The 13,498-nt window shown below is 62.7% G+C and carries 11 protein-coding genes; 3 read left to right on the forward strand and 8 right to left on the reverse strand.

What is annotated here, in order from left to right:
- Window positions 1-10 precede the first annotated feature (10 nt).
- Complete coding sequence (locus NKH71_RS05565) at window positions 11-1,528, reverse strand: S10 family peptidase (protein WP_023720271.1); 1,518 nt, start codon at window positions 1,526-1,528, stop codon at window positions 11-13.
- Between the two features lie 320 nt (window positions 1,529-1,848).
- Between NKH71_RS05565 and NKH71_RS05570 the strand changes: the two genes are divergently transcribed.
- A complete protein-coding gene (locus NKH71_RS05570; RefSeq protein WP_352482004.1) occupies window positions 1,849-2,277 on the forward strand; it encodes a hypothetical protein in 429 nt (142 codons plus the stop codon).
- 92 nt (window positions 2,278-2,369) lie between these two features.
- On the opposite strand, the gene NKH71_RS05575 is transcribed toward NKH71_RS05570, so the two are convergent.
- A complete protein-coding gene (locus NKH71_RS05575) occupies window positions 2,370-3,704 on the reverse strand; it encodes a four-carbon acid sugar kinase family protein (protein ID WP_352482002.1) in 1,335 nt (444 codons plus the stop codon).
- A 4-nt stretch (window positions 3,705-3,708) separates the two neighbouring features.
- On the reverse strand, window positions 3,709-4,971 hold the full coding sequence (oiaX, locus tag NKH71_RS05580) for a 3-oxo-isoapionate-4-phosphate decarboxylase OiaX (protein WP_352787838.1): 1,263 nt from the start codon (window positions 4,969-4,971) through the stop codon (window positions 3,709-3,711).
- A 183-nt stretch (window positions 4,972-5,154) separates the two neighbouring features.
- Between oiaX and NKH71_RS05585 the strand changes: the two genes are divergently transcribed.
- Together NKH71_RS05585 and NKH71_RS05590 are read left to right on the forward strand one after the other, a co-directional pair.
- On the forward strand, window positions 5,155-5,868 hold the full coding sequence (locus NKH71_RS05585; protein ID WP_023720267.1) for a transcriptional regulator NanR: 714 nt from the start codon (window positions 5,155-5,157) through the stop codon (window positions 5,866-5,868).
- 308 nt (window positions 5,869-6,176) lie between these two features.
- Window positions 6,177-7,145 carry a GlxA family transcriptional regulator gene (locus NKH71_RS05590; protein WP_352787841.1) on the forward strand — a complete coding sequence of 323 codons (969 nt, stop codon included), beginning with the start codon at window positions 6,177-6,179 and terminating at the stop codon, window positions 7,143-7,145.
- Window positions 7,146-7,223: 78 nt separating this feature from the next.
- Here NKH71_RS05590 and apnL read toward each other — a convergent pair whose 3' ends face one another.
- Genes apnL through NKH71_RS05615 form a run of 5 tightly spaced genes read right to left on the reverse strand, consistent with a single transcriptional unit; the run spans window position 7,224 to window position 13,419 of the window.
- Window positions 7,224-9,131, reverse strand: coding sequence for a D-apionate lactonase (apnL, locus tag NKH71_RS05595; RefSeq protein ID WP_352894627.1), 1,908 nt, complete (start codon window positions 9,129-9,131; stop codon window positions 7,224-7,226).
- Entirely contained in the window at window positions 9,128-10,162 is a 1,035-nt protein-coding gene (locus NKH71_RS05600) for a Gfo/Idh/MocA family protein (RefSeq protein ID WP_352494747.1), read from the reverse strand. Before NKH71_RS05600 ends, apnL begins: the two co-directional genes overlap by 4 nt.
- 1 nt (window position 10,163) lies before the next feature.
- Entirely contained in the window at window positions 10,164-11,228 is a 1,065-nt protein-coding gene (locus NKH71_RS05605; RefSeq protein ID WP_023720264.1) for an ABC transporter permease, read from the reverse strand.
- Window positions 11,225-12,769, reverse strand: a complete 1,545-nt coding sequence (locus NKH71_RS05610; RefSeq protein ID WP_352494746.1) for a sugar ABC transporter ATP-binding protein — start codon at window positions 12,767-12,769, stop codon at window positions 11,225-11,227. The genes NKH71_RS05605 and NKH71_RS05610 overlap by 4 nt, the downstream gene beginning before the upstream one ends.
- Window positions 12,766-13,419, reverse strand: coding sequence for a DUF2291 family protein (locus tag NKH71_RS05615; RefSeq protein WP_023720262.1), 654 nt, complete (start codon window positions 13,417-13,419; stop codon window positions 12,766-12,768). The genes NKH71_RS05610 and NKH71_RS05615 overlap by 4 nt, the downstream gene beginning before the upstream one ends.
- Window positions 13,420-13,498: the final 79 nt, after the last annotated feature.

Raw genomic sequence — 13,498 nt, forward strand, 5'->3', positions numbered from 1 at the left:
CGCAACTGTCTCATTGCGTCGTTCGGTAAAGCTCGGACGCGGCCTGCTTCAGTGCCGCCCGTCCATCCGGCCTCAGATACATCATGTGCCCGCCTTCCAGCACCTCGGCGCGAATGGGCTTTGCGCCGGCAAGCGAAGGAATTTGACCAAGCAGGTAGCGCGAGCCCATGTACGGCGTCACCAGGTCGCTGTAGCCGTTGACGATCAGCACGCCGAGATTGGGGTTCAGCGTGCGTGCCTGCTGAAGGTCGTCCATGACACCCGCATAGCCCTGACGCGTCGGGCTCGTTCCATAGTCCCAATTGCCGCTAACTTCGCGGTTGAGAAGCCGATAGCTGATATCCGTACGGAAGTTCAATTCATCACGCACGTAGCCGACGAAAGCAGAGGTGAGCGCCGGCACGCTTCGGTCGAGCACCGGATCGGGACCCTCGACTCCCAGGCTCTCTGGCGCCACGTCCGCCGTCGCGATGTTGCCGTCATAGGCGCTGAGAACATTGCCCTTTGCCCGTGCAAACTCCTTGGCAAAGAGCCCTATGGGAATGCGTGCAAAGTGCCGCTGGACAAGGTTGAGCGGCAGACCGGTGATTTCGGCGACACGCTGGCTCGCCAGCCGTCCACCTTGCTCCAGTCCACCGGCTAGCGCGGCCAGATAATCGCCGAGCGCATAGTGTTCGACTTCTGCCAGCCGCTCCTGCAGAGCCGGGCCGGAAACGCCTTCGCTGTGCAGGCGCACTGCCGCCAGCGACGGCAGTTCCAGCGCCCAGTGGAGCGGCTGGAACTCGTCCGGGCGCACCAGGGTGAATTCGAGCGCCGGCGAAATCAGCACGACGCCGCTCGGGCTGATGCCGATGTCTTCCTGAAGCTTCCTGGCGAGCAATGCCGCCCGAAACCCGCCATAGCTTTCGCCGGCAAGAAACACCGGCGATGCCGTGCGGTTGGTCTGCGCCAGATAGAGCCGGATGAACGCGCCTATCGACGCGGCGTCCTGACTGACGCCCCAGAAGCTGTGTGCCTCCGTGCCGGGCGCTTCACGGCTGTAACCGGTTCCGACAGGGTCCACAAAGACCAAGTCGGTCATGTCGAGCCAAGTGTCGGGGTTATCGAACAGCCTCTGTGGCGGCGGCAGGAAACTTCCATCGGCCGCCGTCGCCAGGACCCGCGGACCGAGCGCGCCGAGGTGCAGATAGGCGGAAGCTGCTCCCGGACCGCCATTAAACACGAAGGTGATCGGACGCCGCGGATCCGGTCCCGTTTCTTTTCCGGGATGCAGTGCATAGGCGACATAGAAAATCTCGGCGGTGATATCGCCTTTGCCGGACGGCAATGACAGCGTGCCGGCCTTGGCCTCGTAATCGAGCGTGCGTCCGGCGATGACGATCGAATGATCGGAAGTCTGCGGCGGCGGCAGGAGCGAGAGAACCCCGCCTGTGGGCGGCGGCCGCTGGGCCGCCTCCGCATGACTGGCCCCAGCGCCGGCGACCAACAGCAGAAGAGCGAGGGCGATTTCTTGCAGCTTGATAAGCATGACGTCTCCGGAGCAATTGGCTGGAAACTAGCACACCGTCGGCCGAACCAAAGTCACAGCACCGTGCGCCAGTACTCGGCGTCCAGGCGGAAGACAGGGTGCGAGGGTCATGGCAGCAGCGTCAACCCCTTGCAGCAGATGCGCGGCGGTGGCGCACCAAACGACTTCGTGAATTTCTGCCGGTTGACTCGACTGGCTCACTTCCTAGGTTGGCATTCGGGGCTCCCATGCAATCCGAAGTTGGTATGACATCTTTCCACACACGAAAGCTTGCCCTTCTCGTTCTATCCGTAGGCGCCGCCATCCTGTCCTCCTGCGTCATGCCCGACGACACGTCGAGCACTGCGAAGGAGGACGCCACGGCGGCAGCAGCCCGCAAGGAGATGGTCGGCCTTAGCGAAGCGGATGTTCGAATGTGTGCCGGCTTTCCGACAGCCACCGCCGATGTTGGCAGATCCGGCCAGATCTGGACCTATCAGCGCGTCGTTCAACGCGGCAATCTCAACATTGTGGTTCCGACCGTGGCCATTGGCCCCGTCCCGGCGCTCGGAGGTTCCGTCAACGTCGCCCCCGGCGGCTATTGCAATACGCAAATTCGAATGGTTGACGGCCATGTTGCCGAGGTCGCCTACGCCGGCGACAACAACCTGCCGAACAACCGCGACGGACTCTGTGTCAGCACGGTGGACGCCTGTGTCGCCTATGCCCGTCAGCGCCATCCAGTCAAGGCGATGGGTCGCACGCGGTAACCGGGATCAGACACGCCTCTGATTGATTTGCCGGCTAATGGATGCTGCCGGATCTCGATTTGAGCACCAACGACTTACCTAAATTTCTGCTCTCAACCGCCGATCCCATCACGAATGGCGCAGAAATAGCGGTCGGTTCCGACCTGTCCGCCCTTGAGGGCAATTTCCAGCCCGTCAATCGCCTCGATGCGCGAATGCGCGAGACAAAGCGGCGAGCCCGGCGATGCCGGCAGCGGCATTCGCACCGTCAGCGCATCGACGCCTATCTGGCCAAGTGCGTGGCTCGACGTATCGCCGCCGGCGATGACCACGCGCAGTAGCTTCTCTTGAAGCGTCAATTCGCGGAGAAGCTCGCCAAGGCCGCGGCCAAGCTTATGGCGGGCGCCTTCCTGGAGATCGATTTCAGCACCGCGGTCGGCCGCCGGTCCGAGCGCGGTGTAGAGGATGACGCTGCGCCCGGCCTTCAGGCTGGAGCGGCCGGTTGCAACCGCGCGCGCAATAGCGTCGTTCGAAGCCTCAGAAACCAGTTCGACCGGGTCGATCTCGATCCCGTCGAAGCCATCGGCTAGAGCATGCCGGATCTGCCGTTCCGTCGTCGGCGAGCAGCTCCCCGAGACCACGGCGATCCTGTCGGCAGCTCCCGGCGGCGAAAACGCGAGTTTGGCATCCACGATCCGGTTCGATGCCCATTCGGCCAGCAAGGCATATTCGATGCCTGAAGAGCCGACGACGAAATAACCGCCCGGCCTGCGAGCGCGCCATATCTCCTTGCCGGCAAGCGCCTGGGTTTCCAGGCTGTCGGCATCGAAGAGCACGATGTCTGTGCCATTCTCCACAAGCCGGTCGAATGCTTCCGACCGCGACGCCGATTGCAGCGTCGCCAGGTCGACCAGCCCCGAGCTGAGGTCTGTCTGGCGCGACAGATGGATCAGCAGGTCGGATTCGTCCATCGGCGTGGTCGGATGGCGGCTCATCACGGGATGGCGATCGATACGGAAATATTTGTCGCGGTAGGCCGCGAAGAGATGACCGAAGGCGGTGTAGCGCTTCAGCTGCGGCGCGCCGACCACCAGCGGCACGCCGCCTTGCCGGAAAACCGAGCGGCCGATCTCGATCGCCCGGCCGATGCTGCCGATTGCCGGGCTGGAATCGAAGGTCGAGCAGACCTTGTAGTGGCAGATCTCGGCGTTGAGGGTCTTCAGCCAGGCGAAGGCATCTCGCAGATGCGTGTCCATCCACTGCGGCGTCTCGCTTCTGCTGGTGCCGGCCAGCCCGATGGCGCGGCAATGCGCAAATTGCGAAAGCAGCGCCTCGTCCGGCTGCCGCATGAACAGCACGGTCGGCACGCCGCCGAGCTCGAGCGCCTCCATCACATCGGTCGAGCCGGTCAGGTCGTCGCCATAATAACTCAGAAGCAGGTTTTGCATGGCGTCAGGCCGCCTTGCCGTCGCCGAACTTCTCGATCGACCGCGCCAGCTCGACATGGCTCAAGGCATAATCCGCCAACGGGATGTCTTGGACCGCCGCCTTCCAGGCCTGCTGCACGGCGCGCACGCCGGCGCCCGGCCCGTCCGGGTGGCTGACGATGCCGCCGCCGCAGAGATAGAGAAGATCGACCGTCCGGCCGGTTCGCTGGAAGGTTTCAGGCGCCTGCCCGCCCCACTGGCCGGAGCCGGCGACCGGCAATGCGCAATCGGCCGGCGAAAAGATCGGCGTGGTCACCGCCTTGAAGGATTCGACGAAGGACCAGTCGGGTTCCCAGTATTTCGAGGCGATGCCATTGATCTGGAATTGGTCGACGCCGAGCAGCCGCCAGAACTGCTGCCAGACCTTGAAGTCCATGCCGAGGCCAGGATGACGGGTGAGAATGTCCCAGCCATTGCGGTGGGCATGGAGCACCAGGCTGGAGCGCTTTCGGAGGTAAGCCATGCCGCCAAAACCGATCGAATTGATGTTGACCACAGCACAATTGCCGCCGGCCTTTGCCACCAGGTCGTGGTTTCGCATCATCTCGTCGGGATCGGCATGTGAGATGCCAAAGGCATACATGACCTTCTTGCCGGTCTTCTGCTCGTGGTCGAGGATCAGCGGCATAATTGCCCTCACCCGCTCCGACAGTGGTGAATAGGCCGGGCTCATCAGCTTCTCGTCGTCCTTGATGAAATCGACGCCGGCGGCAATCAGCTCTTGCACCATTGCGGCCGTCTCGGGCGGGCGGAGCCCCAGCGCCGGCTTGACGATGGTCCCGATGATCGGACGATCCGCGACACCGGTCAGCCTGCGGCTGCCCGTGACGCCGAATTGCGGGCCCGGATGCGCGCCCCGGTACTCCTCGGGTAGCCTCATGTCGACGACCCGGATACCGGACAGGCCCTTGATCGAAAAAGTGCCGCCGATGGCGATGGTCATCAACGCCGACAAGTCGGTGCCGATGGCGTCTAGCGGAAACGCGATGTCGACGTCGGCGCGCTTGACCGGGCCATTGCGCGCTTCGGGACCGGTTTCGGGAACAGACGGCCGATCCGCATCCGGCAGATGCCGTATCGCCAGGACTCGCGCCGCGACCCTGGCCTTGAGCTCTTCGGTCTCGCCGGCCAGCGCGACGAAGGTTCCGGTCGACTGGTCGCTTGCGATCTTGGCCGCCAGCGCCTCGATATTGCCGGGCGTTTCGATGCAATAGGTGAGAACAATCATATTCGCGCGGCCTGCCGGGGTGGTTCGAAAAAGGTTCCTTGGCCCTTGAAATCTGGTATAATGAGTACATAAGCTTTGCAAGCCCTATCCGGCTGGGCAGGGCCGGGCGAGCCGGCAGCAGGCGTTCCGGAATTCACGCCGGAAATGCTAGATAGGGGCCGGTCAAAGGAGTGATTCGCGACGATGAACCGTTCGGAGCCGATCGTCCGGCGCAAGCTTTCCGACGAAGTATTCTTGAGACTGAAGCGCCTGATCACCAGCGGCGAATTGCTGCCGGGTGACGACATGCCATCGGAGCGCGAATTGATGGAGCGCTTCGAGGTCGGCAGGCCGGCGATCCGCGAGGCAATGCAGGCGTTGAGCAATATGGGCCTCGTCGCGATCTCGCATGGCGAGCGGGCGAAAGTGCTGCAGCTGACCGCCAAGTCGATCATCAAACAGGTCGACGGCGCCGCCAAGATCATCCTGTCGTCGTCGAAGGACACGCTGGAGCACCTCAAGAACGCGCGTATCTTCTTCGAGCGCGGCATGGTCAGGGAAGCCGCGGAGAAGGCAACCGCCGAGGACGTGCAGCGGTTGCGCGCAACGGTTGCAGAGCAGCGCAGCCATCGTGGCGACTCGGAAGCCTTCATATCCGCCGACATGAAATTCCACACCCAGATCTCGGCAATATCCGGCAATCCGATCTATGTCGCCGTCAGCGAGGCAATGCTTGGCTGGCTAAAGGAATACCACACCGAAATGCTGATCTGGACCGGCAAGGAAAAGTTCACGCTGACCGAGCACGAAGAGATCATCGGACGCATCGAAGCCAAGGATGCGGATGGCGCCGAGAAGGCGATGATCAAGCACCTCGAACGCTCGCGTGCGCTTTACGTGATGAACTCCGGCAGCTGAAAACCAAGAGCAAGGTCCCGACCGGCCTAGCGGCCGGCTTGCTCTCGGCTTACTGACTGACCACAGATCAGCCTGAGCCCGGACCGACGCAGTTTTCTGTTGCCCTTTGAATCCGATGTATTTGCCGCGTGTTTTCATTCAACGATTTCAGCATTTGCATCTTCCCAGCCATGGATTTCCGCGGCCCGCTTTCGTCAGCAAGCCCGCATAGGCCCTCCTGGAGCCCCTCGCGCTTGTTCTGGAATTGGCAATTTTTGCAAAGACTATGCTAAGCTTGCCATCCACGAGAACGACACTGGAGTACCGCAATGGCTGTCAGGAGCCTCCACGTTGTGATCTGGCTGCCGTCGAATTTCTATTCAGCCGTCGTCTCGACGCTCGTGGAAATGTTTCAGCTTGTGAATGACGTCTGCCGTTCGCAGGTTCTCTCCTGTGAGTTCGTTTCAAGGAGCGCGCCGTCGGCATCAAGCACCGGAATTTCCTTCCCGACAAAGGCTCAACCATCCCGGAAAATGGATGTCCTGATTCTCATTGCCATGCCGGGTGTCGAGATTCCGGAGCTTCTGCGCTCGCTCGACGAGGAGAGTGAACATTCAAAACCGCTGATCGCGCTCGCGCAGCAGCAGGACGCAATCATCGCAGCGCATTGCGGCGCGTGTTATCTGCTCGCCAATTCGGGATTATTGGACGGTAAACGCGCGACGATATCCTGGTGGCTGAGAGCCGAGGCAAGCCGCCGGTTTCCGCAAGTGCGATGGGACGCTTCCCGCCTCCTCATTCGCCAGGACCGCCTCTACACATGCGGAGGCGGGTTTTCCGGACTCGAACTCGCCAGGGCTTTGCTGATCGATCTGGGCTTCTCGAAGGAAGAGCGGATCATTCGAAAACTTCTGGTTCTCCCGCCGCCGCGCACATTCCAGAGTCCCTACGAATTTTCCCTCGATGGAATTTCGAACGGGGCCAGCCCATTCGAGGACAAGTTGCGTGAGCTCTCGAAAGACAAGATGTCGGAAATCGATTTGAAATTTCTCGCAACCGAATTGGCGATGTCTTCGCGAACCCTGTCTCGCAGGTTTTTCGACGAGTTCCAGACAACGCCGGGAAAATGGATTCAGGAAAGGCGGCTGGAGTTGGCAAAATCCATGCTTGAGGAAACGAAACTGAGCGTTTCAGAAATTTGCTATCGGGTGGGATATCAGGACGTCGCCTCGTTCAGCCGTCTTTTTTCCAAGACAACTGGAATGGCGCCAGGCGAGTTTCGAAAGCAAATCCGGTGACAAGCCGGCAGCGGAAATGCTGCGGCTAGGGGCAACCGTTGCGGAATTGCGGCGATTCATGAACCCCGGCATATGACTTCAGCCGATCCGGACGATTGCGTAAGGCGTCATCACAAGACGGTCTCGGCCCGACGCGTCGCGCTGAATCTGGCGTGACGTTCGTCCATCCCAGATCTTCAGAAAACCCTGATCGGAGCCGAGCCCGGAAACATCGACTAAAACGTCGTCAGGGGTAAGGTTCGTCAGCCAGACGATGATCTTGCCTGTCTGGGTGCGGCTGGCCAGTCCGAGCACCCGCGTCTCATCGGTCGTTGCTGCCGCCATGTGCGCATGGCCGGCCAGTTCGCAAAGTCCTTTCACCGCGTGGAAAATCGGCCGGCGTGTACCTTCTTCGACCGGTTCGTCCGACGAGGCCAGCACGCCGAATGGCCCGGTGAAGCTGCAGAGCGTGAGCATTTCGAGCCCGGCAGGGGCGAGGCGTGCGGCATAGCCGATCGTCCACGCAGCCCCGAACAGTCCGGCATGGCGAGGGTCGCGGTCGGCCATGGCAATGCGCTGACTGTCGGGATTGGCCTTGGTCGCGCCGCCATAAGGGTTCTGGCGCATGGCAATGGTCGACGGCCCGATCCGATAAGGTTTTGTTCCGAAGATCGCCCGTACAGACGCCGCGATGAAAGGCAGCGCCTCCAGCGATTGCATGACGCTGAGATCGTCGGCGGCATGCACGATGGGGCAAGTGCAATGCGTGACGAAATCGAGCGGGTCGGCCGGCACACGCTTGCGGTTGAGTTCGGTGAAATAGCTGAACATGCCGCCGCCGAGGCGGATGTCGGGAAAGGCACGCCGCGCCGCGGCATAGACGTCTTCGAGCGGCAGGCATTGCGGCCACGCGCTGCCCGGTGGCGTCGACTGCCGGTCGACCGAGGGCGAGACGGCAATGGCCGAAAGCTTGAGCCCGGCCTGGCGCACCCTGTCGGCGACGCCTGAAAGCTCGGCGTCGAGATCACCGTCGCCGGCAATGACACATTCGAGCGTTGTCCGGACCGGATAGGCGGCGGCGAGCCGGGCGTAGGATCGCAAGGCATCGAGCTCGTGGCCGCGCGTCGGGTCATAGTGGAACATCAATTGTTGCGGACCAAGCTCGGACAGCACCGACAGCTTGCCCAGCACCGCCTCGACCTCATCCGGGTAGATGATCACGCCAACGTCCGGCAACACCGGTCCGGCTTGGTCGAGCGTGACACGGATCGGTTCGGCGCTTGCCGCGGCAGCCGGCACTTTCCCGCGGCCCTCCATCCGCAAGCTGATGGTTTGGCGGAAGGTTTTGCCGGCAGGCAGCACATAGGGCCATGGCAGCGCCAGCGGCCGGACATAGGTCTTGTAGGAGGCATCTGACCAGTTGCGCTGGTCCTCCATCTCGAAAGTATCGCCTTGCATCCGGCATTCGGCGCTGACGCCCGGCCGGACCTCATGGGTGATCGCCCGCAGATTCTTGAACGGCTGCCAGGGATCGATCAGCTCTGGAAGCCGCGTCGCGACCACGCTGCCATCGGTATGCTCGACCGTGACCGGGCGGCCGGCCAGGCCGGCGATCGGATGCAGGATGCAGAAACCACAGCGATTTGTTTCGAAATCGCTGTCGGGAAGTGCGCTCACGTCGAAGACCAACTGGCCATCGGCGGAGCCCTTGATGGTCGCACCGAAGCCGAGTCGGCTGCCGTCCGGTGCCTGGCAACTTGCCGAATAGCTGACCGAAAATGCCTCGGCATCTTGCTCGATGGCAAGGTTGGTGAGCGCCGGCTCGTAAGTGCCCCAGTCGCGATCCCTGACGATGTAGGCGATGGCGCGCAGAACTTCGGTGCTGCCATGCCGAATGGTGCGCAGATTGCCGTTGACGAAGTCCGCCGTCAGCGCGCCGGCGCGCAGCCTGACCGGTTCGACTTCAACTGCACGTGTGCCGTAGAGGAGGAAGGCGTCGGCTGTCATTTCAGCAAGGCGTCGAGTTGCACCGGTTCGCGGCTTGCGGCGCCGGCATAGGCCGCCTCGACCAGCGCCAATGTCTTGAGGTTGTCCGCGCCCGAGGTCGCGGGCTCGGTTACGTTGGTCAAGCAATCGACCCAATGCTTTTGAATGGCGACGACGCTTTCCTGGATGTTGTGCCACGGCCGCGATGCCCAGGGCAGCAGCGGTGGCGAGACGTCGCTGACAGCCGTCCCGCTCATGCCGGTGACGGTGAGGCGGTAGCCCTGCGCCAGCCGGATCGTGCCCTCGCTGCCGTCGATCTCGATCAGCGTCTCGGGGAACGGTTCTGTCGCGAGCTTGGTCGCATAGCTGCAGTCGACCACCGAAGTGGCGCCGCTCGTGTGGTCCATCAGCATCGTCGCAACGTCCTCGCCGGCAATGCCAGGGTTGATGCGCGCCGTTCGCGCGGTGACCGTCGAGACGTCGCCCAGCAGAAAGCGGGCGATGTCGAGGATGTGGATGCCGAGGTCTTCGATAATGAAGCGCTTTCCCGTCGCCAGATAGGGCTGGCCGGAAAACACGTCATAGGCAGAGCGGAACGAGATCCGTCCGAAAAAGGGGGTGCCGATTTCGCCGCTGTCGAGCACGGTACGCACCGCCTGGATCGGCGACTGCCAACGAAAATTTTCGTGCACCATCAGCGGCACACCGGCGACGGCGCATGCCTTCACTATCGCCTTGGCGTCGGCAAGCGTCGGCGCGAACGGTTTTTGGCAGATTCCCGGGACGCCGTGCTGCGCCGCCATCTCGACGAGGGGACGGTGGCTCGGCGCGGTGGTGGCGATGTCGACGAAATCCAACCTTTCGCCGGCAAACAGTGCTGCCGCGTCGGTATAGCGCCGCGCGACCCCGAACTGGTCGCCGACGATCCTCAACCGGTCCGGATCGCGGTCGCAGATGGCAGCGATCGAGGCACCCTCTATGTCGCGCCAGGCATGCATCTGGTTGACGGCGAAGAAGCCGCAGCCGATCAGCGCTCCCCGCAGTTCCGTCATGTCAGCCGGCCTTTGCCATCTGCATCAGCGTCACCCGGCTCTGCAGCCGGCGCTGTGCCTGGTCGACGACGACGGCGACGATGATGACGAGGCCCTTGATCACCATCTGCCAGAACGAGCTCACCCCCATCATCACCAGCCCGTCCGAAAGAATGCCGATGACGAAGGCGCCGACAATGGTGCCGCCAATGGTGCCGCGTCCGCCCGACATCGAGGTGCCGCCGAGCACTGCCGCGGCAATGGCGTTGAGTTCGAAGCTCTCTCCGGTCGCCGGATGCGAGGCCATCAGTTCGGACGAGATGATCAGTCCGACGATCGCCGCGCAGAAACCGGAGAACATGTAGACGAACATCTTCACCATGTTGACGCGGACGCCCGAAATCCGCGCCGCCCGCTCGTTGCCGCCAACGGCGAAAATGTGGCGGCCGAGCGGGGTGTACTTGGCGAGATAGGCGGCCCCTAATGCAACAACGAGCAAAATCCACAGCGCGACGGGCAGGCCGAGCAACCGGCCGGCGCCGAGAAAGCCGAATCCGGTGGTGCCAAGCTCCGGCTTGCCGACGAGATTGGGGAAGGTGCGCCCGTCGGACGACAGCAGCGCCAGGCCGCGCGCGACATAGAGCACGCCGAGCGTGGCGATGAACGGCGCAACGTTAAGCCTGGTGATCAGCAAGCCGTTGACGGCGCCGATCAATATGCCGACGGCAAGCGTGATCAGCGCGATCTCGAAGACGTTGAAATAGATGGTATAGCCGACCTGCAGGTCGATGCCGTTGAGCACGAGATAGCCGGCCACCATGCCGCACAGGCCGACGATCGAGCCGACCGACAGGTCGATGCCGCCGGTGATGATGACAAAGGTCATGCCCATTGCGAGGAATGCGTTCAGCGCCACGTGCTTCGACATCAGGATAAGATTGGCGGCCGAGAGGAAATTGGGGGCAGCTATCGAGAAGAACAACAGCACGGCGATCAGCGCGATGAACGTCCTCGCCTTCATCAGCGTCAGCAGGACCGAGCCGCTCGAAAGGGAGGTGACCGCCGCCTTGGCTGGAATGTCAGTCATGCGCCTTGCTCTCCGTGCGGGACCGGTCCGTGGCCGAGCGCCGAGGCAGCGACGATTGCGGCCTCTGTCGCCTCGGCGCGGTCGAACGTACCAGTCAATTTTCCATTGCTCATCACCGCGATGCGGTCTGACAACGCCATCACCTCATCGAGGTCCGAGGTGGCAAACAGGATCCCCAGGCCGTCGCGCGACAGCTTGCGCATGGTGCGGAACACGTCGGCCTTGGCGCCGACGTCGATGCCGCGGCTCGGCTCGTCCATCAGCAGCACCTTCGGTCCGGTGAGCAGCGCCTTGCCGATCACCACCTTCTGCTGGTTGCCGCCCGATAGCGACGAGACTTCCTGCGCCGGATCGGCGACCTTGATCGCCAATTCGCGCACGGTCTGGGCCACCGCCTGTCGTTCGGCGGCACCACGAATGTGGAACAGGCGCACGAAACGCGACAGGCTGGCCAGCGTCAGATTGCTGGCGACGGAGAGGGTCGACACCAGCCCTTCGCGCTGGCGGTCTTCGGGGATCAGCGCCAGGCCGCGGCGGATGCGTCGCGTCGTGTCCCGCTCGTGCACTTTTTTGCCGGCAATGAATATCGTTCCGGTCGAATGGCCGTGACGGCCCATGATGCAGTCGAACAGCTCGCTGCGTCCGGCTCCCATCAGCCCGTAGATGCCGAGGATTTCACCGGCGCGCAGCGACAGCGAGACGTGGTCGACCGCGAGCCCGCCGGTGACACGCGGCAGGCAAATGTCCTCGGCACGGAATATCTCTTCGCCCGGAACATGGCCGTCGGCCTTGGCGAAGTCCTTGGCGTCGGAGCCGATCATCTGCCGCACGATCCACTGGGTATCGACGTCTTTCATCTCCGCCTGGCCGGTGATGCGCCCATCGCGCAGCACGGTGATGGTGTCGCCGATGCGGATCAGTTCCTCGAGCCGATGCGAGATGTAGACGATTGCCACGCCGCGCGCCTTGAGGTCGGCAATCACCTTGAACAGGATCTCGACTTCCGCCGCGCTGAGCGCCGAGGTCGGTTCATCCATGATCAGGATGCGCGCATCGAGCGAAACCGCCTTGGCGATCTCGACCAGTTGTTGCTGGCCGATGCGCAGATCCTCGACCAGCATGTCGGGCCGGATGCCGGCTTCCAGGCGTTCAAGGAACTCCGCCGCGCGGCGCTCCTGCTCTTTGCGGTCGATCTTGCGGAAGCGGTTGGTGATCTCGCGGGTGGCGAAAATATTTTCGGCGACAGTCAGATTGCCGAACAGGTTCAGCTCCTGGAACACCATGCCGATGCCGCGATTCACCGCATCCCCGGATGACGAGAAGGAAACCTCCTCGCCGTCCAGCAGAATGCGCCCGAGTGTCGGCTGCTCGACGCCCGCGATGATCTTCATCAGCGTCGATTTGCCGGCTCCGTTTTCGCCGACCAGCACGTTGACCGCGCCCTTGCGCACCTCGAAATTCGCGCGCTTGACCGCGACGGTGCCGGAATAGACCTTCGAGACATCCTCCAGCTTCAGGATGACATCTTGATCGCCGCTCATGGCTTCGGCCCGATCTCTGCCTCCGCCGGCGTCACCAGCGGCAGGTCCTGGCCACTGCCCGGCGTATAGGCGCCGAGGATCTTGACGCTGCGGCCCTCGAGTGCCTCGCGCGGCAGCTTGGAAAGTACGGTCTTGTCGGCATAGGCGTTGAACGACTTGCCGAACTGGGCGAAGTCGATCTGATTGGTGAAATCGTTGAACTGGATGAAGTCGAGGCTGTCGCGCAGGGCGGTCCCACGCATGGCGGGGCCGATCTGCACCCGCGCATCGGCCTTGCCGTCGCCGTCGGCATCGACATCCATCGTCGCCGCACGTGACTGTGTGTTGGCTGCAACGACCTTGCCCTCGAGCCGAACGGCGAAGGTCCACGGCGAATTCGCCTGCTTTTTCGGGTTGCCGTATTTGGCGCCGGCAGCGGCGGGATCGGCCTTGGCCAAGGCATGCACCTCGGGAAACGGCCCGGCCTTCTGCTGCAGATAGGGTATCACTTTCGCCGCCCAGATGTCCTCGACCATCTTGTCGGGATTGAACGCGGAGCCAGTGCCGCCGTTTTCCGCCGACGGCGTCGGCAAGATCTTGCAGGCGGTCAGGCTGACTATTGCTGCGAGGAACAACGCGACAAAGATCGGCCGGGTCAGCGTGTTGAACATGTCGGCTCGTTCGGCATGGCGGTGAGGAGCACCCAGAGAAATGGAAGCAAGGGCGAAATGGAAGCAAGGGACGAACCGG

Source organism: Mesorhizobium sp. M0983, from assembly GCF_040318975.1.
Classification (GTDB): Bacteria; Pseudomonadota; Alphaproteobacteria; order Rhizobiales; family Rhizobiaceae; genus Mesorhizobium.

What these genes read in the sequence shown, in the direction of transcription:
- NKH71_RS05565 (WP_023720271.1), bottom strand. Translation starts at nt 1,528, where the DNA reads ATGCTTATCAAGCTGCAAGAAATCGCCCTCGCTCTTCTGCTGTTGGTC.
- NKH71_RS05570 (WP_352482004.1), top strand. Translation starts at nt 1,849, where the DNA reads ATGCCCGACGACACGTCGAGCACTGCGAAGGAGGACGCCACGGCGGCA.
- NKH71_RS05575 (WP_352482002.1), bottom strand. Translation starts at nt 3,704, where the DNA reads ATGCAAAACCTGCTTCTGAGTTATTATGGCGACGACCTGACCGGCTCG.
- oiaX (WP_352787838.1), bottom strand. Translation starts at nt 4,971, where the DNA reads ATGATTGTTCTCACCTATTGCATCGAAACGCCCGGCAATATCGAGGCG.
- NKH71_RS05585 (WP_023720267.1), top strand. Translation starts at nt 5,155, where the DNA reads ATGAACCGTTCGGAGCCGATCGTCCGGCGCAAGCTTTCCGACGAAGTA.
- NKH71_RS05590 (WP_352787841.1), top strand. Translation starts at nt 6,177, where the DNA reads ATGGCTGTCAGGAGCCTCCACGTTGTGATCTGGCTGCCGTCGAATTTC.
- apnL (WP_352894627.1), bottom strand. Translation starts at nt 9,131, where the DNA reads ATGACAGCCGACGCCTTCCTCCTCTACGGCACACGTGCAGTTGAAGTC.
- NKH71_RS05600 (WP_352494747.1), bottom strand. Translation starts at nt 10,162, where the DNA reads ATGACGGAACTGCGGGGAGCGCTGATCGGCTGCGGCTTCTTCGCCGTC.
- NKH71_RS05605 (WP_023720264.1), bottom strand. Translation starts at nt 11,228, where the DNA reads ATGACTGACATTCCAGCCAAGGCGGCGGTCACCTCCCTTTCGAGCGGC.
- NKH71_RS05610 (WP_352494746.1), bottom strand. Translation starts at nt 12,769, where the DNA reads ATGAGCGGCGATCAAGATGTCATCCTGAAGCTGGAGGATGTCTCGAAG.
- NKH71_RS05615 (WP_023720262.1), bottom strand. Translation starts at nt 13,419, where the DNA reads ATGTTCAACACGCTGACCCGGCCGATCTTTGTCGCGTTGTTCCTCGCA.